Here is a 16,751-nt window from a genome sequence, read left to right on the forward strand (position 1 = left end):
AATCACCGATAAACTATCGGCAATTGGCTGTTTAAAAGGTGTTTTGACCCCTGTCTCAAAAACGGGGGGCAGTCCCTGAAGCTCCGGCTTTTTTCTATTCAATAATGTGCTGCACCCGGCCGATTCGCCCGTCTTCAAGGCGGACCTTAATGCCGCGCGGGTGGAAGCTTGAGTTCGTCAAAATATCCTTCACGATTCCTCTTGTCAGCTTTCCTGAACGCTGATCGGCTTTCAGGACGATATCGACTTCAAGTCCTTTTCTGATGCTGCTTCGCTGCTGGCCGTTCATATGACACATCCGTTCTTCAGTCTTTTCACTTCATATCTTATCATATCGTGTTTTCGTCTTTTTATGAAGGACAGACAAATCAATCTGAGTGGCAAATAAAAAAAGACCGCTCTGTAAGGAGCAGTCTTTTATGACATAAACGAAAGCAAAATCGGGGCCGCGCACAGCGTCATAATTGCGGCGAGAATCATGGACACGCTTGAGATCGTTCCTGTTACGGAGCTGAGCTCAAATGCTTTAGATGTTCCCGCACCGTGCGCGCTAGTTCCGAGCAGCACGCCCCGGGCAATTTCGTTATCAATGCGGAAATAGCGGATGACCTGGTCCGATGATCCTAGAGTAAACACCTCTTTATATAGAAAAAAGAAATAAGTCTGATAAAAATAGAAAAAAACTTGATTAAATACATTTTTTTGTATACAATCCTTATATATCAAAAAAAGGAGGATCAATAGTGAAATTCAAAAAAGTACTTACATATTCTTTCGGAACGATTGTTCTTTTGTCAGGTTTAGTTACAACTAATGCTTTGGCAAAAGGAGACACAAAAGATACAGGTTATTATCTCGAGATGCCAAAAGGATTTGGTGCCAATAACTATACAGGGTCTAGAACTAAATACAATGATTCCTCAGTATATCAAAAAAACTCATGGATAGGTAGAGACAGAAAAATAAATTTGTGGATAGTTAATAAAGATAAAAAGGATGTATCAGGCGGTCGTTACGTAGTTGTTAGTAGTGGTCAACATAAGAATATACCAAATGTTGCAATTGAGAAGAATCATGGTAAAGCACTCGGTGTAAGAATTGCTGGAGAGGTACAAGGCCCTCCAAATGCAGTAGTTATTGCAGCAAAAGGAGTTTGGAGTCCAGATAGTAGAAGATAGAATTTGATAATAACTAGAAAGAATTTTTTCTTTCTAGTTATTTGAATTGGGAGGTTTTTTTTTGTTTTATCAATTATTGAAAAATAATTTCATAGAAGTTTTAAGCTCGAAAAAATATAAATTTTCTTTATTAATTATGATTCTCCTTTTCGTTATTGATATTTTCATATCAATCTATCAAAAGTTTTCTCTTCCTTATTTTGATAAAGATCATTTGAGTTTTTCGTTGTATTTTTGGTTAGGCACGAACGACTCTGTTATTAGCGGTATCTTAATATTCTTATTTGTTTTAATTTCTTGCTTACCGTACAGTACAAATGTATTAGAAGAAAAGCAAAATGGTTATTTTCAATTTGTTATATCACGTTGTTCATTATTAAAATATTTTAGTTCCAAAGTGATAACAGCCTTTATTAGCGGCGGTTTCTTATTTGTTCTCCCTTTTGTGTTATCATTCATATTGATGTTAATAATGTTCGGAAACAAGTTGCCGTATACTGAATTTGTTGATAATTATGGAATGTTTCATCAGATTGCAGAGTATCATCCTAGTATTTACATGGCAATATATATTTTAATTTTGTTTTACTATGCAGGGTCTTTTGCAATTTTAGGAGTGTTTTTGTCTACTTTCCTAAAGAATAAATATCTTGCATATGTGTCACCGTTTTTGATTATTTTGGTTTTAGAACCTGTTTTCGAAATATTTTACCCACAGTTATCGCCTATATTGTTAATGAGTCCCATTCAAACTATTACAGGTATTTCGATTATATATCTGTTTGCGATACCATCTTTTGTTTTAGCAATTTCATTAGTAGGAACTTATATTGGGTTGAAAAGATATGTTCAACAATAACTTTCTGTATTATTTACTGAAAATAAGTTACAAAAGAATTTTATTAACATTTATAATTTTGCTGTTGTTAAATTCGGCCGTATTTTATAATAATACAATTAATTCAGCAATAGATATTAGTTTTATGAAAATTTTCTTGAACATATTAGGTGGACCTACAAGCTTTATAACAGTATGTGTATTTTTATTGTCTTTGAATAGTTTGCATTTTTCAAATTATGTTATACCACGGTTTAATAAGAGAACTATTTTTTTTAGTTTTATTATTAAGCTTATCCTATTAAGGACTATTTTGTTTTTAGTATTAGCAGTATTAAGTACTTTACTTACAGCGTTACTTTTATCACCTGGTACATTTCTTAAAACTATAATTTATACAAATGGGACTATTGGATTGCAACTAGTATGTTTGTTATTAGGGTGGGTAATGGTTTTATTAATTATTCAGTTAGTTATATTGATATTCGAATTGAAGTTTCCAAGATACGGAATGTTAATTGGTTCGGTTATTGTACTACTAATCCTATTTAATGATATGTATGATTATTTTTCAATCATATTTGTTCAGGCCATATCATCCACGTTTTACGATAAATTATATCTATTATTTATAATTGTTTTTACATCCTTGATTTGCTTGAAACTATCAAAGTCTTTTCAAATACTGAGGAGATAAATAAAAAATGTTTTTATATGATGTGAAAAATATCTGGAGACAGAATAAATGGCAATGGATAATTTGGATTTTTGTTATTGCTTTTTTGCTATTTATGATAGTCCATAGTCTCAATATAATTAATATTAATTCTGTTTGGGAGTCGTTGATGGGAAATGAATTATTTTTCATGCCGTTCCCTTATTTCTTTATCTGTGGATTTTACTTGTTGATTAATGGTAATTATTTATATCAACAACGGAGTAAAACAATTTCTATTGTCCTTACTAGAGTATCCTCGAGGAAACAATGGTTATTTGGCAAACTCTTTTTTACTATAGTAATGTGTACTAGTTATTGTCTGTTGTTAATTTTATTAGTACATATAGCTGTTTTTTTAAAACATGGAAATTTTAGATATGACCATTATACAGCCTATACTTTTTTTACAGTTTTTTTAACTTTGTTAATTTGTGGTTTGTTTCAAACCATTTATATTTTGAAAGTAAAACCTATACAAGCTTTTTTTGTAGTGTATGGTCTATTGATACTTCCTGTATGGATTGACGTACCTTTTTTACCTGGTTACTACTCTTTTATTAGCAATACTCTTATAACTCCGCATGAAGTTAATCATAGTGGTTATTTGTTTTTCTTTACTATAATAACAATTTGTTTAATTATGCTTGCAATTAAGCAAATTAGACACAAAAACTTTTTTTAAAGGGAGAACAATATGTCTTTAACAATAAAGTTAGACCATGTCACTAAAACACTTAATTCCAATAAGGTAGTAAATGATGTTTCGCTACAGTTATTTTCAGGAAAGGTTTACGGATTTAAAGGTGTGAACGGTTCGGGGAAATCGATGCTTTTCAGAGTGATTTCTGGGCTACTCGTTCCTGAAAAGGGTGTTATAACTGTGAACCAAAGCATTTTACATAAGGATATATCGTTTCCAGAGAGCATGGGGATAGTTATTGAAAATCCGGAATTTATTCCTCACTTAACGGGCAAACAGAATTTAAAAGTGCTTGCATCAATAAAAAAGAAAGCGACGGACGCAGATATTAATAAAGCATTAGACATAGTTGGTTTGGATAAAAATGATTCAAGAAAGTATAAGAAGTTCTCACTAGGAATGAAGCAACGTCTAGCTATTGGACAAGCTATTATGGAAAATCCGGATTTGCTAATCCTTGATGAGCCAACTAATGCATTGGATGAAGAAACACTTCATAAAATAAAGACTTTTTTGATCGACTATAAAAAAAGAAACAAGTTAATTCTTATTTCAAGTCACGATAAAAACTTTCTTGAATCAATTAGTGATGAAATATTTGAAGTGAAGGATGGAGGTGTAATTGTTTCAATGTAATAGCTATTAAAATTGAGTTTACTAAAAACACCATTTCTTAAGAGAAATGGTGTTTTTAATTTAAATATAGTGAAGTTAATGAGGGTTAAAAAAACGAAAGCAAAATCGGGGCCGCGCACAGCGTCATAATTGCGGCGAGAATCATGGACACGCTTGAGATCGTTCCTGATACGGAGCTGAGCTCAAATGCTTTAGATGTTCCCGCTCCGTGCGCGCTAGTTCCGAGCAGCACGCCCCGGGCAATTTCGTTATCAATGCGGAAATAGCGGATGACCATCGGCCCGATGATCGTTCCCAATAAAGCCGTTAAAATGACGAAAACCGCTGTAACGGCCGGCATCCCGCCGATCATTTCTGAAACGTTCATGGCAATCGGCGTCGTCACGGATCGCGGCACGAGACTGTCGACTAAGCTGCTGCCGAGATGGAACCATTTCGCGATAAAGGCCGTTGACAGAATGGCGATACATGAACCGACAGCTACGTTCAAAATAATTTCCACGGCGTATTTCTTTAAAATCGGGAAATATTTATAAAGCGGGATGGCGAACGCCACTGTTGCCGGCTGAAGCATATCGGTCAGCAGTCCGCCGCCGAGATTGTATGTCTGATACGGGACATTGACAAGAAGCAGCAGTACGACCAAAACAGCGGGCGTAATCAGAAGCGGCGACGTATAGACCCGCGGAAAACGAATGTAGAGTTTTTTCGCGCCCAAATATACTAAGACAGTTAAGAATAAACTTATGATTCCGATGAACACGTTTGTTTTTTCTCCTTTCTTTTTGCTATCAGCTGTGTAAGCGTACCTGTTGAAACCATCACGACAAATGTGCTGATGACGACGACAAGTAAAATGCTTACGCCGAATTTAGACATAATATCTCCGTATTCAATCACTCCGACGGCAGACGGGATGAAAAACAGCAGCAGCTCACCGAGGAGCCATGCTGCGCCAAGCTCAATCCATTCAAGTTTGATAATCTTGAAATGCAATAATGTGAAAAGAATCACAATCCCGATTATACTGCCGGGAATATTTATATGAAGAGCCGCCGTGACCCAATTGATCAGACGCGCAAATATAAACAGCAGAGCGATTTGAATAACGGTAAGCAGCAATTTTTTCATAATGATGCCTCCCTTATATTTATATTGTACAGAAGGTTTTGCTATAGGTAAAATACATATAAAGAATAATGTGTATTCCTTTTGTCTATAGAAAGGATGAAATGTAATGGATATTCGGCACTTAACGTATTTTTTGGAAGTTGCCCGTTTGAAAAGCTTTACGAAGGCCTCACAGTCTCTGTATGTTTCACAGCCGACAATCTCAAAAATGATTAAAAACCTGGAGACGGAGCTCGGCATTAAGCTGTTTTACCGCAATGGCCGGCAAGTTGAACTGACTGACGCCGGGCAGAGCATGTATGTGCAGGCGCAGGAAATTACAAAGTCATTCCAAAACCTGACGTCAGAGCTGAACGATATTATGGAAGTGAAGAAAGGGCACGTCCGCATCGGTCTTCCGCCGATGATCGGGTCCGGCTTTTTTCCGAGAGTGCTCGGTGACTTTCGCGTCACATATCCCGATGTGACGTTTCAGCTTGTTGAGGACGGCTCTATTAAAGTGCAGCAAGGGGTGGAGGACGGCTCGCTTGATATCGGGGTCGTCGTGCTTCCCGCGAATGAAGAAATTTTTCATACGTTCACAATCGTCAAGGAAACCCTTATGCTCGTCGTCCATCCGTCACATCGGCTCGCTGACGAGAAAGAATGCAGTCTTCACGAATTGAAAGAAGAGCCGTTCATATTTTTCAGGGAGGATTTTGTCCTTCATAATCGAATTATGACGGAATGCGTGAAAGCCGGATTCAGGCCTCACGTCATTTATGAAACGTCACAGTGGGACTTTATCAGCGAAATGGTATCCGCCAATCTCGGTATCGGCCTCTTGCCGGAAAGAATCTGCCGCGGTCTTGATCCTGACAAAGTCAGAACCATTCCGCTCGTTCATCCGGTTATTCCGTGGCATTTAGCCATCATTTGGCGGAAAGACCGCTATATGTCCTTTGCCGCCAGAGCCTGGCTGGAGCATACGAAATCGTATTTATGGAATCCGAAAAAGAGAAAAAAGGATGATTAAGCATGGACGCACAAACCGCAGCTCAACACTTGAGTAAAGTGCGGGATCAAAACCCGCTCGTTCACAGTATCACCAATAATGTCGTCACGAACTTCACCGCTAACGGACTGCTCGCGCTCGGCGCATCGCCCGTTATGGCTTATGCAATTGAGGAGGCAGCCGACATGGCGAAAATCGCAGGAGCGCTCGTCCTGAATATAGGAACCCTCAGTTCGGCGTCGGTTGAAGCTATGATCGCAGCCGGAAAATCGGCCAATGAAAACGGTGTTCCGGTCATTTTTGATCCGGTAGGCGCCGGCGCCACGCCGTTTCGGACGGCATCAGCCCGCAAGATCATACAGGAGGTCCGCTTGTCCGTCATTCGCGGAAATGCCGCGGAAATCGCCAATATTGCCGGCGCCCCTGATTGGAAGATAAAAGGCGTGGATGCGGGGGAAGCCGGAGGAGATGTGGTTCAGCTCGCTAAGACGGCTGCAAGCGGGCTGAAGACGGTCATTGCGATTACCGGAAAAACCGACGTTATCTCCGACGGCACCGACACATACGCCGTACATAACGGTGATAAACTGCTGACGAAGGTGACGGGGACGGGATGCCTGCTGACGTCTGTAATCGGAGCCTTCTGCGCAGCGGGGCAGGACGTTCTGCAAGCGGCCGTTTCAGCCGTTTCTGTATACGGAAGCGCCGCTCAGCTTGCCGCTTTGGACACCTCCCATAAGGGGCCGGGCAGCTTCCAGATTGAGCTTTTAAACAAGCTGGCAAGCATCTCAGAACAAGAAGCGGCCGAGCTTGCTGCAATTGAAAGGGTGACAGAAAAATGACGCGTATTTCTCGGGAAATGATGAAGGATATGTTATCGGTTTATTTTATTATGGGATCAAACAATACAAGCGCAGACCCCGTTTCCGTGGTGAAAAAAGCCATTGAGGGCGGCGCTACGCTTTTTCAATTTCGGGAAAAGGGGAGCGGTTCTTTAACAGGGGAGGAACGTGTCCTGTTCGCGAAGCAGGTGCAGGATGTCTGCAGGCAGGCCGGGATTCCTTTCATCATTAATGATGATGTCGAATTGGCCTTGCGCCTTGAGGCGGACGGAGTGCATATCGGGCAGGATGACGCAGACGCCGAAGAAACGAGAGCGGCAATCGGCGATATGATACTCGGTGTGTCAGCACATAACGTCTCCGAGGTGAAGCGGGCGGAAGAAGCCGGAGCCGATTACGTCGGAATGGGCCCGGTCTATCCGACCGAAACAAAAAAAGATGCTGAAGCCGTGCAGGGCGTTACATTGATTGAAGAGGTGCGACGTCAGGGCATCACCATTCCGATTGTAGGAATCGGCGGCATTACGGCTGACAACGCGGCGCCCGTCATTGAAGCGGGTGCAGACGGCGTCAGCATGATCAGCGCCATCAGCCAAGCCGAAGATCCAAAAGCGGCGGCGCGGAAGTTTTCAGAGGAAATTCAGCGCTCCAAAGCAGGGCTGTCCCGATAGGGCGGCCCTTTTTCTGTGTGCGCAAAAAGGCAGTGACGGACTTGGAGAATATAAGCCGTATGTCAAGAACAGGACAATCAGCTTGCAATATCGACCGGAACGTTTGACGGCTCTATCGCTTCTCTCAAAGTGACGCCTGAACCAATCACCACCGGCGCCGAAGGCTTAAAAGCCCTCTATAAACAGTGAAAAGCGCGCAGTGAGAGATCATTTCGACGTCACGGAAAAACTTGATGCGGAATTCAGCGAATTTGAAGGTTTGATGTCGAAATACAAAACGTGCGATCAATCGTATATGTCTTGTGATACATTAAGTACAGATCAAATCAGAGAGATAAGCACGAAGCTGACGGCTCTTTCTGAAACCATGTCGAAGATTGCCGGTGTGCTTTAAAAGGAGTTAAGACACAGCATGAGCGATGAACAAAACAAGGAAAAACAGATCCACAGACGGGATGTCCTGAAGTGGGGCGCCGTCGCGGGCGCCGCTGTCGCTGTCGGAGCGAGCGGCCTCGGAGGACTCGCGCCGCTCTTCAAACCGGCGGCCACCGCTTCAAAGAAGAATGATGAAAAAAGTGATCGTGATCAAATCGTTCCTTTTTACGGAAAGCACCAAGCAGGAATCACAACGGCGCATCAGACGTATGTGTATTTTGCAGCGCTTGATGTCATGTCAAGCGACAAAGCCGATGTCATCTCCCTTTTCAAACAATGGACAAGCCTGACGCAGCTGCTGACTTCAGGCGCCGTCCCGTCGGGCGAACAGAAAAATAACTATATGCCTCCGCAGGATACCGGGGAGTCGCAGGATCTGGCACCGGCGAATTTGACCGTTACCTTCGGCCTCGGCCCCGGGTTTTTCGAGAAAGACGGGAAGGACCGCTTCGGACTGAAAGATAAAAAACCGAAGCACCTCGCCGATATTCCGCCGATGCCTAACGACAAGCTCGATAAGAAACAAGGCGGCGGTGATATCGTCATACAGGTCTGCGCGGATAATGAACAAACGGCGTTTCACGCGGTGCGCAACCTGATGAAACAGGCATCGGGGGTGTGCGAAGTCCGCTTTCTCAATAAAGGTTTCTTAAGCGGCGGGAAAAACGGAGAAACACCGCGCAACCTCTTCGGGTTTAAAGACGGCACCGGCAACCAAAGCACGAAGGATGAAAACCTGATGAATTCGATCGTTTGGGTTCAATCAGGAGAGCCTGACTGGATGACGGGCGGCACGTACATGGCATTTAGGAAAATTAAGATGTTTTTAGATATATGGGACCGTTCATCCTTGAAGGAGCAAGAGGACACGTTCGGGCGGGTGAAAAGCTCGGGCGCGCCTTTCGGACAAAAAAAGGAAACCGATCCCGTGAAGCTGAATCAAATTCCCGCCGACTCGCATGTCAGCGTGGCAAAATCAACCGGCAGACAGATTCTGCGCCGGGCATTTTCCTATACGGACGGAATTGATCAGAAGACGGGCTATGTTGACGCAGGCCTGCTGTTTATCTGCTTTCAAAAAGACCCGGACCGCCAATTTGTCCCGATGCTGAAGGCTTTGGCGGCAAAGGATGCGCTGAATGAATACACACAAACGATCGGCTCTTCCGTATTCGCCTGTCCCGGCGGCTGTAAAAAAGGAGAATATATCGCCCAAAGGCTGCTGGAATCGTGACACCTTCCATATGGAGGGTGTTTTTAAAAAAACACTTGTAACTATATGTGTTACAACTTAAAATGAAAAGGAAAGGAGACTTACAATGACACTGCAGATTAAAGTATATTCTGATTATGTATGTCCGTTTTGCTTTGTCGGCAAAGCGGCGTTTGAAGAAGCAATCAAGGACAAGGACGTACAGGTGGAATGGATGCCGTTTGAATTGCGTCCGAGCCCCTCGCCGAAACTTGATCCGGTGAATGATCCCGCCAAGCAGCAGATGTGGAAAAACTCCATTGAGCCGATGGCGCAGTCGTTAGGCGTTGAAATCACATTCCCCCGCGTGTCACCGCATCCTTACACGGATTTGGCATTTGAAGGCTTTCATTTCGCAAAGGAACATGGGAAAGGAAGCGAATACCATACACGCGTTTTTCAGGCGTTCTTTCAGGAAGAACAAAATATCGGTGACGTTGGCGTGCTGACAAAGCTTGCGGAAGAAGCAGGACTTGACGGCGCTGCCTTCAAAGAGGTGCTTGAGACAAGAGCGTACAGACACGTACAGCGGGAAGCGCTCCGCCATGCTTATGAGGAAGCCGGCATTACGGCAGTGCCGACGTTTATCATCGGCGATGAGAGAATCCCTGGCGCGGCGGGAAAGGAAACCTTTGAACAAATCATTGAGCGGGAACTGAATAAACGTTAACCCGAAAAAAGCCCTCTCGATCAGCGAGAGGGCTTTGCCATATAGTGTTTGACAAATGTTTGTCTGTCCGCTTCATATGCCGCGGCGTCAAATGAGTCGCCGCAAAAATGAAGGCACCAAGGGTCTTTTTGGCAGGCGACGCCGACTTGATATCCGTGTTTTTGAAATTCAAGCGACTGTGATGTGTCGTAAAAATGAAAGCCGCGAAACAAATCCTCCCGCCACTCCACGTCATATTGAGCCGCCATTAACAAGCCGTCAATGGCGGCAGCGGGCATAAACAGGCCGTCTTCATCACCGTGCTCAAAGTCCAAGGGGTGATAAGCATTCCCCCGGTATTCAATCACTTTTCCCATCCGCTGTCCGCTTTCCCACCAAATGCCGTTCGGCGGCAGGGTTTTGCAGCCGGCGACACCGAGAAGGCCGAGCTCCTGATGAGATTGAAAGATATGAAGCATGTCATGAAGGAAATGCTGATGAATGATAAAGGTATCCTGATGCAGATAAATTTTATATTTGGAGGGATGTCTCAGCGCTTTGTTGTAGGACGAGGCCATGCTTGCTGAATCGTATATCGGCATGATATCAACGGAGTATGAAGGGGGGACGGTAAGCTGCATGATATGGCTCTTGCACCGGGAGTAGAGCGGCTCGTCATTCACACAGACGACAAACAGAAATGAATGTGAATCCATTACATGCTCCTCTCGGCCTCAATCACATATTGATACGCCGATGCTTCTGTCATAAAGTCATGCCTTATGCCAAGCTGTACGCATACTTCGTGCAATGATGCGATGGCTTTGTGATAAGAGGGGTGATCAACGCGGATCGCCTCAATGCGTTTCACCTCATAGCCGGCGGCTTTAAATAATGAAAGCGTCTCTTCACGGGTAAAAAAACGCAGGTGGGTCTGATCCATTAATCCGGCGTCACTGTAAGTCCATTTGCCGGCTAAAAGCTCCAGCACCACTGAGATGTGGCCGACATTCGGTATGCATGCAAGCACCGTGCCGTCTTTTTTTACATACGGGCGAAGCTTTTTCAGCACGGACCACGGGTCGACAAGATGCTCAAGAACGTCTCCGAACAGCATGCAGTCGAATTGTTCTGATTCGTACGGAAGAATGGCGGATTCAATGTCGCCGCAAAGCACGTGGCTCAATTTGCTTTCCGCCTTTTTTGCGGCTTCGGGATACGCTTCAATGCCGTAAACCGTTATTCCGCGGTCTTCGATCGCCGCTCCTAAATTGCCTGTGCCGCAGCCGACATCAAGCACTGTCCGCCAGTTTTCGTCTATTTTGTTCAATAAATAAGGATTCAGGCCTTCGTAGTAGTTCTGTTGTTTTTCATCATAATAGGGATTCGTATCCATCTGTGTATCACCTCATAAATGGGCATATACACAAGATATGCAGCGGGGGGATCTCATATCACCATGTTTGGCTGTTCAATTGCGGAATGCGGACGGGAATGGTTATCCGGTATACGGTTTGTTCTCTGATTCCCCTCTTATTGCGGATGTTCCTTTGAAAACTCGGGTGCGGGCGGACTGTGGCAGGTCATATAGTAAAAGGATCCGCCTGTAATCTTACCGCTGGCGGATGGTGTTTTTCATTGGTGTTTTTTTCTTCACCGCTTTTTCAGTATTTAAGAAGCGCCTCACATCGTCAATGTGCAAACCCATGATTCTAGCCTCTTGAATTAACAATTGCCAATCTTGATCTATATCTTTCATTACATGAGTTTTCATAAGAACCTCCAATTGAAAAATTGATTTGCCCAGCTACAGCAGCCAATGTATAACAAATATCACACATAGTTGGCCGGTAATCCCAAATTGAAGATGAATTCACCTACCTATTCCCTAAGAAAATGACTGAAATAACCAAAATCCTTCAAGAATTCTTACATATAATAATAAACAAATAAATACTGACTGGATAGTATGCAAATAAAAATAAATCATATGACCTATTAATATTTACCCTCAAAGCGTCGACTAGCATATTCTTTTTGCATAAAAAATACCGCAAAAGAATGATTCGGTGTAAGATAAAGTGAATGATCAAACAGCTGGGGTAAAAAATGAAAAAAAACAAATTTCAAATTAAGAGAGAAGAAACATTTGAAAGTTTTATTGACGCAGGCCTTCATCTCCTGATTGAAAGAGCTTACGATTCAGTCTCAATCGATGACATCAGTAAAGCGGCGGGTTTCAGCAAAGGCGCGTTTTACGTTCATTTTGAAAGTAAGGAAGATTTTCTGAAGCATTTGTTAGACAGGCGTCAGATTAAAAAAAGGATTATCACTGGCTATCTCGACGAATTAGAAAAGCAAACAGCGCGGCCGTTGACGCTTTGTGAAGCTGCGGTAAGCGCGGCCAGCCTGTTGATGCGGTTTGTAAACAGCAAGCCTGCCTGGAATGTTGTGTCTTTTGCCGTTCATATGCCCAATTACAAAGTCGTCAGTGAATATGAAGCTTATATCCGTCTTTATAAGTTATGGATAGAAGAAAGCACCATGTACATAAATTGGCTCAAATCGAGAAATTTAATAGAAGACCATATAGATACCGAGCATACCGCTAAAATGATGTGCGCGCTCATCGACGGGATGATTAAGCAATCCAATGTGCTCGGAAGGCCGGTTACTTTCCGCAGCATGTTTGAAGCGCTCTATGTTTTTGTCAGCGGCAGAAAATCAGGGTAACGTTCTTCTTGATTTGACAAAAGGTTTAGAAAAGTCTTTCAGAAAGCGAGGAACTGCCATGCGCTACAGAGAAATTATGATGTATATCATTATGGGGATATTCACGACCATCGTGAATATCGTCAGTTTTTACATTCTGACGTCGGCATTTGAGATGGATTACAAGGCGGCGACCGTCGCTGCTTGGATTCTGTCCGTTCTATTTGCTTATGTTACGAATAAACTGTATGTATTTCAGCAAAAGACCGCGGGGATGCGGAGTCTGATGAAAGAATTGACGGCCTTTTTCAGCGTGCGGGTATTGTCTCTCGCCATCGATCTCGCCATGATGATTCTTCTGGTCAGTCAATTTCATATGAACGAAACGCTGGCGAAAATCGCCGATAACGTCATTATCGTAGTCGTCAACTATGCGGCCAGCAAGTGGATTGTCTTCAGAAAAGCGAAAGAAGAGGGCGTGTCATAAAGGTTTCTTTCCGCGCCCCGGGGGAAAGTGTAATGGTGAAAGGGGATGCGTATGAAGCACAAAATAAAGAAAGCGTTTGCTGATGTATTCGGGGAATCGGAGGACCTGCGCATTTTCTTTGCGCCTGGCAGAGTGAATCTCATCGGAGAGCATACGGATTATAACGGGGGCCACGTCTTTCCGTGCGCGCTGACGATCGGTACATATGCAGCCGTCCGGGAGAGAGGGGACAGGCTCGTCAGAATGTACTCTCATAATTTTAAAGAGGCAGGCATAAAGGAATGCAGTCTCGATGATATCCGTTATCAAAAAGAGGACGGGTGGGCCAATTATCCGAAAGGGGTCATGGCGGAATGTCTCGGCAGCGGTTTTTCCCTTCCGCACGGCTTCGATATTGTGTTCTGGGGAAACATCCCGAACGGCGCGGGGCTGTCATCTTCGGCTTCGATTGAACTTGTCACGGCGGTCATTCTCAAGGAATGCCATGAGCTTGAGGCGGATATGCTCGACTTGGTGAAGCTCGCTCAGACGGCAGAAAATTCCTTTATCGGCGTCAGCTGCGGAATGATGGATCAATTCGCCATCGGAATGGGAAAGAAACATCATGCGATTCTGCTGAATTGCGGGACGCTCAGCTTTGAATATACAAAACTCGGGCTGTCGGGGCTGTCGATCGTTATTGCAAATACCAATAAAAAACGAACGCTTGCAGACTCAGGCTATAATACGAGGCTCAAGGAGTGCGGGGAAGCGCTTTGTGATCTTCAGAAGCATCTTTCCGTTCAATCACTGGGAGATCTGACCCCTTCCGCTTTTGACGCCCATGCGGAGCTGATTCAGAATGAAGTGAACAGACGCCGAGCGAAACACGCCGTCTATGAAAATCACCGCACAATAGAGGCCGCCGACATGTTCAGTAACAATCAGCTTCATCATATCGGTGAATTAATGAGGGATTCGCATCTCTCTTTACGCGATGACTACGAGGTGACGAGTCATGAGCTGGATACACTGGCTGAAGCGGCCTGGCGCCACGGCGGGGTGATCGGATCAAGGATGACGGGAGCCGGTTTCGGCGGCTGTACGGTCAGTATCGTCAAGGACGATGCGGTTTCGGATTTTATTGAAACGGCAGGGGCCCGCTATGAGGAAAAGACAGGGAGAAAAGCTGACTTTTACACGGCGGATGTCGGAGCCGGAGCGAGAGAACTAAAGGGGGATGACGATGGCAATTGAGCGGCACGTGGAACGTTTAATCCGGTACGGATTGCAAAAAGAGCTGATTTCCTATCTTGATATTGAATATACAAGAAACCGTTTATATGAAGCTTTGCATATCACCCATCCGGAGGTTTCAGAACAGAAAGAAAATGAATCGGCGGCATCATTGCCGGACATATTGGCCCCGATTTATGAATGGGCGGCAGAAACGGGCCGGATTGCAGCCGATACAGACACCTATCGCGACCTGCTGAGCGCGAAGATCATGGGCTGCTTTGCCCCGCAGCCGTCCGAGATTGTCCGTCGTTTTGAAGAAACAAAGGCGGTGCACGGGCCGGAGCAGGCGACAAAGGCGTTTTACCGATTTTCAGAGGATGTGTATTATATCCGTTCGGATAGAATACAGCGGAATGTCGGGTGGACGGCTGAGACGGCTTACGGAAAGCTGGACATCACGATCAACCTTTCAAAACCGGAAAAAGATCCGAAAGCAATTGCCGCTGCCAAAGAGCAGTCTCAATCCGATTATCCGAGATGTGTTCTTTGTAAAGAAAATGTCGGGTACGAGGGGAGACCGGATCACCCGGCGCGTCAAAACCTTCGTGTCATTCCGGTAATTCTCGGCGATGAGCAGTGGTTTCTGCAATTTTCTCCGTATGTGTATTACCGGGAGCATTGCATCGTTTTGAAAGACCGGCACGAACCGATGAAGATCAGCAAAAAAACGTTTGACCGGCTGCTGTCGTTCGTCAGCCAGTATCCTCATTATTTTCTCGGTTCCAATGCTGATCTGCCGATTGTCGGCGGCAGTATTTTAAGCCACGACCATTTTCAGGGGGGCAATTATGAATTCCCGATGGCGCGGGCGGAGACAGAAAGCCGGTACAAGCTGCCTGACTATCCGAAAACGGTGTTGGGAATTGTGAAGTGGCCGATGTCGGTCATCCGCCTGCAAAGCGAGAGCGCGTCTGAGCTTTCCGGCGCGGCGGATGCCATCCTGCGGGCATGGCGCGGTTATTCCGATGAGGCGGCTGATCTCCTCGCCTGTTCAGGAGAAACACCGCACAATACAATTACGCCGATTGCCCGGCGGAGAAACGGTTTATTCGAATTAGATCTCGTCCTCAGAAATAACCGCACCTCTGATGAGCATCCGCTGGGAATTTTTCATCCCCATCAGGAAGTTCATCACCTGAAAAAAGAAAATATCGGACTGATTGAGGTAATGGGGCTTGCGATTCTGCCGGGCCGCCTTGAACAAGAAATGAAATACACGGCTGAAGCGCTGTGCTCACCGGACCCGGAAGCGGTCTTAACGGCAGACCCTTCTGCGGCAAAGCATAAAGATTGGGCGCTCAGTGTGCTGCATAAGCGGAAGGTAACGAAAGAAAACGCGGAACAGATTCTGAAAGAGGAAATCGGCCATGCCTTTGCGCGGATACTGGAGCATGCCGGCGTCTTTAAACAGACAGAAGAAGGCAGAGCGGCTTTCCGGCGGCTTATCCGCCATTTGGGCGCTCTACCGGAAAAAAGCCTCATCCCATAAGGGACGAGGCTTTTTTTTATCCTCTGCTTCTGGCGATCAGGCTGAATAAGAATACCACGATCGCAGCTCCGATGATTGCCGGAATGATGGCAAAGCCGGCAAGGTGAGGACCCCATGTGCCGAGCAGTCCGTGCCCGATCCATGCGCCGATCAGACCGGCGATCATTGACCCGATGATTCCCCCGGGCATACTGCCTTTTACAAATAAACTTCCGATCCAGCCGATAATAATAGCGACAATCAGAGATACGATAAAACCCATAAATATCACTTCCTATTTTTTATTATTTATGCCTATATGTTTCCTTCGTTTTGTCCATATTAAACATATGAATGCGTTTTTTATAATGAACATATCAAGGCGCGTTCCGGTCTTTTTTTTCATAATGCGTTGCGTTAAAATGGAAACCGTGTGAAAAGGTGTGAGCAAAGGAAAAAATATTTCTTTTGTAGAATGTTTAACAAAATGAAACTTTTTGTTGACCAGCGTTTTTTATTATGGTAAACCTTTATTTGGTATTATTCGTTCTCACTATCTTTTTTCTCTATATATGCTAAATGATCTAAAACTTTTTATGTTTGGTTTGCGCAAGTGGAAAAAGTTCATGCATTTTTTGACGATTTTGTGACATTAGGTCGAAAAAAAGATGAACTTTAGAAAAAAATAAAGCTAATAAGGGCAGATTTTGATAGCATAACAAGGTAGATAGAGAAAAGATTTTGAGAAAGTACATTTCAGAT

General features: G+C 44.2%; 20 protein-coding genes and 2 pseudogenes. 14 read left to right on the forward strand and 8 right to left on the reverse strand.

The features are described from left to right. Nucleotides 1-94: 94 nt before the first annotated feature. Complete coding sequence (locus tag AC1RRX_RS18680) at nt 95-289, reverse strand: YwbE family protein (RefSeq protein WP_003150901.1); 195 nt, start codon at nt 287-289, stop codon at nt 95-97. 128 nt (nt 290-417) lie between these two features. Next, nucleotides 418-609 (reverse strand): annotated as a pseudogene (locus tag AC1RRX_RS18685) (LrgB family protein); the annotation flags it as partial. A 134-nt stretch (nt 610-743) separates the two neighbouring features. Here AC1RRX_RS18685 and AC1RRX_RS18690 point away from each other — a divergent pair. From AC1RRX_RS18690 to AC1RRX_RS18705, 4 genes are all read left to right on the forward strand, one after another. Then, entirely contained in the window at nt 744-1,178 is a 435-nt protein-coding gene (locus tag AC1RRX_RS18690; RefSeq protein WP_025650423.1) for a DUF2712 domain-containing protein, read from the forward strand. A 61-nt stretch (nt 1,179-1,239) separates the two neighbouring features. Continuing rightward, nucleotides 1,240-2,037 (forward strand): ABC transporter permease, encoded by a 798-nt coding sequence (locus tag AC1RRX_RS18695; RefSeq protein ID WP_017418638.1) that lies wholly within the window; start codon nt 1,240-1,242, stop codon nt 2,035-2,037. A gap of 824 nt (nt 2,038-2,861) precedes the next feature. Continuing rightward, entirely contained in the window at nt 2,862-3,416 is a 555-nt protein-coding gene (locus AC1RRX_RS18700) for an ABC transporter permease (protein ID WP_223254685.1), read from the forward strand. A gap of 12 nt (nt 3,417-3,428) precedes the next feature. Further along, entirely contained in the window at nt 3,429-4,070 is a 642-nt protein-coding gene (locus AC1RRX_RS18705; protein ID WP_017418641.1) for an ATP-binding cassette domain-containing protein, read from the forward strand. An 85-nt stretch (nt 4,071-4,155) separates the two neighbouring features. Here the strand turns inward: AC1RRX_RS18705 and AC1RRX_RS18710 are convergent, their stop codons facing one another. After that, nucleotides 4,156-4,833, reverse strand: coding sequence for a CidB/LrgB family autolysis modulator (locus AC1RRX_RS18710; protein ID WP_094031387.1), 678 nt, complete (start codon nt 4,831-4,833; stop codon nt 4,156-4,158). Then, nucleotides 4,815-5,201, reverse strand: a complete 387-nt coding sequence (locus AC1RRX_RS18715; protein ID WP_007407725.1) for a CidA/LrgA family holin-like protein — start codon at nt 5,199-5,201, stop codon at nt 4,815-4,817. Before AC1RRX_RS18715 ends, AC1RRX_RS18710 begins: the two co-directional genes overlap by 19 nt. A 106-nt stretch (nt 5,202-5,307) precedes the next feature. Here AC1RRX_RS18715 and cidR point away from each other — a divergent pair, with 106 nt between their 5' ends. The 6 genes and pseudogenes from cidR to AC1RRX_RS18745 all read left to right on the forward strand — a co-directional run bounded on the left by cidR (nt 5,308) and on the right by AC1RRX_RS18745 (nt 10,065). Further along, nucleotides 5,308-6,216 carry a cidABC operon transcriptional activator CidR gene (gene cidR, locus AC1RRX_RS18720; protein WP_003150908.1) on the forward strand — a complete coding sequence of 303 codons (909 nt, stop codon included), beginning with the start codon at nt 5,308-5,310 and terminating at the stop codon, nt 6,214-6,216. A 2-nt stretch (nt 6,217-6,218) separates the two neighbouring features. Further along, nucleotides 6,219-7,037, forward strand: coding sequence for a hydroxyethylthiazole kinase (gene thiM, locus AC1RRX_RS18725; RefSeq protein ID WP_095352549.1), 819 nt, complete (start codon nt 6,219-6,221; stop codon nt 7,035-7,037). Then, nucleotides 7,034-7,708 (forward strand): thiamine phosphate synthase, encoded by a 675-nt coding sequence (gene thiE / locus AC1RRX_RS18730; RefSeq protein WP_095352550.1) that lies wholly within the window; start codon nt 7,034-7,036, stop codon nt 7,706-7,708. Before thiM ends, thiE begins: the two co-directional genes overlap by 4 nt. A 75-nt stretch (nt 7,709-7,783) precedes the next feature. Then, a pseudogene (locus AC1RRX_RS18735) lies at nt 7,784-8,102 on the forward strand (Efem/EfeO family lipoprotein); the annotation flags it as partial. An 18-nt stretch (nt 8,103-8,120) separates the two neighbouring features. Next, nucleotides 8,121-9,377 carry an iron uptake transporter deferrochelatase/peroxidase subunit gene (gene efeB / locus AC1RRX_RS18740; protein ID WP_144463820.1) on the forward strand — a complete coding sequence of 419 codons (1,257 nt, stop codon included), beginning with the start codon at nt 8,121-8,123 and terminating at the stop codon, nt 9,375-9,377. 85 nt (nt 9,378-9,462) lie between these two features. Beyond that, nucleotides 9,463-10,065: a DsbA family oxidoreductase gene (locus AC1RRX_RS18745; RefSeq protein WP_144463821.1), complete on the forward strand. Its 603-nt coding sequence runs from the start codon at nt 9,463-9,465 to the stop codon at nt 10,063-10,065. 20 nt (nt 10,066-10,085) lie between these two features. On the opposite strand, the gene AC1RRX_RS18750 is transcribed toward AC1RRX_RS18745, so the two are convergent. The 3 genes from AC1RRX_RS18750 to AC1RRX_RS18760 all read right to left on the reverse strand — a co-directional run bounded on the left by AC1RRX_RS18750 (nt 10,086) and on the right by AC1RRX_RS18760 (nt 11,818). After that, nucleotides 10,086-10,760 carry a glycosyltransferase family protein gene (locus AC1RRX_RS18750; RefSeq protein WP_095352554.1) on the reverse strand — a complete coding sequence of 225 codons (675 nt, stop codon included), beginning with the start codon at nt 10,758-10,760 and terminating at the stop codon, nt 10,086-10,088. Next, on the reverse strand, nt 10,760-11,440 hold the full coding sequence (locus tag AC1RRX_RS18755; protein WP_014306063.1) for a class I SAM-dependent methyltransferase: 681 nt from the start codon (nt 11,438-11,440) through the stop codon (nt 10,760-10,762). The genes AC1RRX_RS18750 and AC1RRX_RS18755 overlap by 1 nt, the downstream gene beginning before the upstream one ends. Before the next feature lie 216 nt (nt 11,441-11,656). Then, nucleotides 11,657-11,818 (reverse strand): anti-repressor SinI family protein, encoded by a 162-nt coding sequence (locus AC1RRX_RS18760; RefSeq protein WP_003150917.1) that lies wholly within the window; start codon nt 11,816-11,818, stop codon nt 11,657-11,659. A 335-nt stretch (nt 11,819-12,153) separates the two neighbouring features. On the opposite strand from AC1RRX_RS18760, the gene AC1RRX_RS18765 reads away from it, so the two are divergent. The 4 genes from AC1RRX_RS18765 to galT all read left to right on the forward strand — a co-directional run bounded on the left by AC1RRX_RS18765 (nt 12,154) and on the right by galT (nt 16,010). Beyond that, nucleotides 12,154-12,777 (forward strand): TetR/AcrR family transcriptional regulator, encoded by a 624-nt coding sequence (locus AC1RRX_RS18765; protein WP_144463822.1) that lies wholly within the window; start codon nt 12,154-12,156, stop codon nt 12,775-12,777. A 79-nt stretch (nt 12,778-12,856) separates the two neighbouring features. Then, nucleotides 12,857-13,243: a GtrA family protein gene (locus AC1RRX_RS18770; RefSeq protein ID WP_029325749.1), complete on the forward strand. Its 387-nt coding sequence runs from the start codon at nt 12,857-12,859 to the stop codon at nt 13,241-13,243. A gap of 51 nt (nt 13,244-13,294) precedes the next feature. Continuing rightward, nucleotides 13,295-14,479: a galactokinase gene (locus AC1RRX_RS18775; RefSeq protein WP_144463823.1), complete on the forward strand. Its 1,185-nt coding sequence runs from the start codon at nt 13,295-13,297 to the stop codon at nt 14,477-14,479. Continuing rightward, nucleotides 14,469-16,010, forward strand: a complete 1,542-nt coding sequence (gene galT, locus AC1RRX_RS18780) for a UDP-glucose--hexose-1-phosphate uridylyltransferase (protein ID WP_144463824.1) — start codon at nt 14,469-14,471, stop codon at nt 16,008-16,010. Before AC1RRX_RS18775 ends, galT begins: the two co-directional genes overlap by 11 nt. 16 nt (nt 16,011-16,026) lie before the next feature. On the opposite strand, the gene AC1RRX_RS18785 is transcribed toward galT, so the two are convergent. Further along, nucleotides 16,027-16,272, reverse strand: a complete 246-nt coding sequence (locus AC1RRX_RS18785; RefSeq protein WP_003150926.1) for a GlsB/YeaQ/YmgE family stress response membrane protein — start codon at nt 16,270-16,272, stop codon at nt 16,027-16,029. Nucleotides 16,273-16,751: the final 479 nt, after the last annotated feature.

This window comes from Bacillus sp. GW821-FHT11D08, from assembly GCF_058808515.1.

Coding starts and splice junctions, on each gene's coding strand:
- AC1RRX_RS18680 (WP_003150901.1), bottom strand. CDS start 289: ATGAACGGCCAGCAGCGAAGCAGCATCAGAAAAGGACTTGAAGTCGAT.
- AC1RRX_RS18700 (WP_223254685.1), top strand. CDS start 2,862: ATGGGAAATGAATTATTTTTCATGCCGTTCCCTTATTTCTTTATCTGT.
- AC1RRX_RS18705 (WP_017418641.1), top strand. CDS start 3,429: ATGTCTTTAACAATAAAGTTAGACCATGTCACTAAAACACTTAATTCC.
- AC1RRX_RS18715 (WP_007407725.1), bottom strand. CDS start 5,201: ATGAAAAAATTGCTGCTTACCGTTATTCAAATCGCTCTGCTGTTTATA.
- cidR (WP_003150908.1), top strand. CDS start 5,308: ATGGATATTCGGCACTTAACGTATTTTTTGGAAGTTGCCCGTTTGAAA.
- thiM (WP_095352549.1), top strand. CDS start 6,219: ATGGACGCACAAACCGCAGCTCAACACTTGAGTAAAGTGCGGGATCAA.
- thiE (WP_095352550.1), top strand. CDS start 7,034: ATGACGCGTATTTCTCGGGAAATGATGAAGGATATGTTATCGGTTTAT.
- efeB (WP_144463820.1), top strand. CDS start 8,121: ATGAGCGATGAACAAAACAAGGAAAAACAGATCCACAGACGGGATGTC.
- AC1RRX_RS18745 (WP_144463821.1), top strand. CDS start 9,463: ATGACACTGCAGATTAAAGTATATTCTGATTATGTATGTCCGTTTTGC.
- AC1RRX_RS18750 (WP_095352554.1), bottom strand. CDS start 10,760: ATGGATTCACATTCATTTCTGTTTGTCGTCTGTGTGAATGACGAGCCG.
- AC1RRX_RS18755 (WP_014306063.1), bottom strand. CDS start 11,440: ATGGATACGAATCCCTATTATGATGAAAAACAACAGAACTACTACGAA.
- AC1RRX_RS18760 (WP_003150917.1), bottom strand. CDS start 11,818: ATGAAAACTCATGTAATGAAAGATATAGATCAAGATTGGCAATTGTTA.
- AC1RRX_RS18765 (WP_144463822.1), top strand. CDS start 12,154: ATGAAAAAAAACAAATTTCAAATTAAGAGAGAAGAAACATTTGAAAGT.
- AC1RRX_RS18770 (WP_029325749.1), top strand. CDS start 12,857: ATGTATATCATTATGGGGATATTCACGACCATCGTGAATATCGTCAGT.
- AC1RRX_RS18775 (WP_144463823.1), top strand. CDS start 13,295: ATGAAGCACAAAATAAAGAAAGCGTTTGCTGATGTATTCGGGGAATCG.
- galT (WP_144463824.1), top strand. CDS start 14,469: ATGGCAATTGAGCGGCACGTGGAACGTTTAATCCGGTACGGATTGCAA.
- AC1RRX_RS18785 (WP_003150926.1), bottom strand. CDS start 16,272: ATGGGTTTTATCGTATCTCTGATTGTCGCTATTATTATCGGCTGGATC.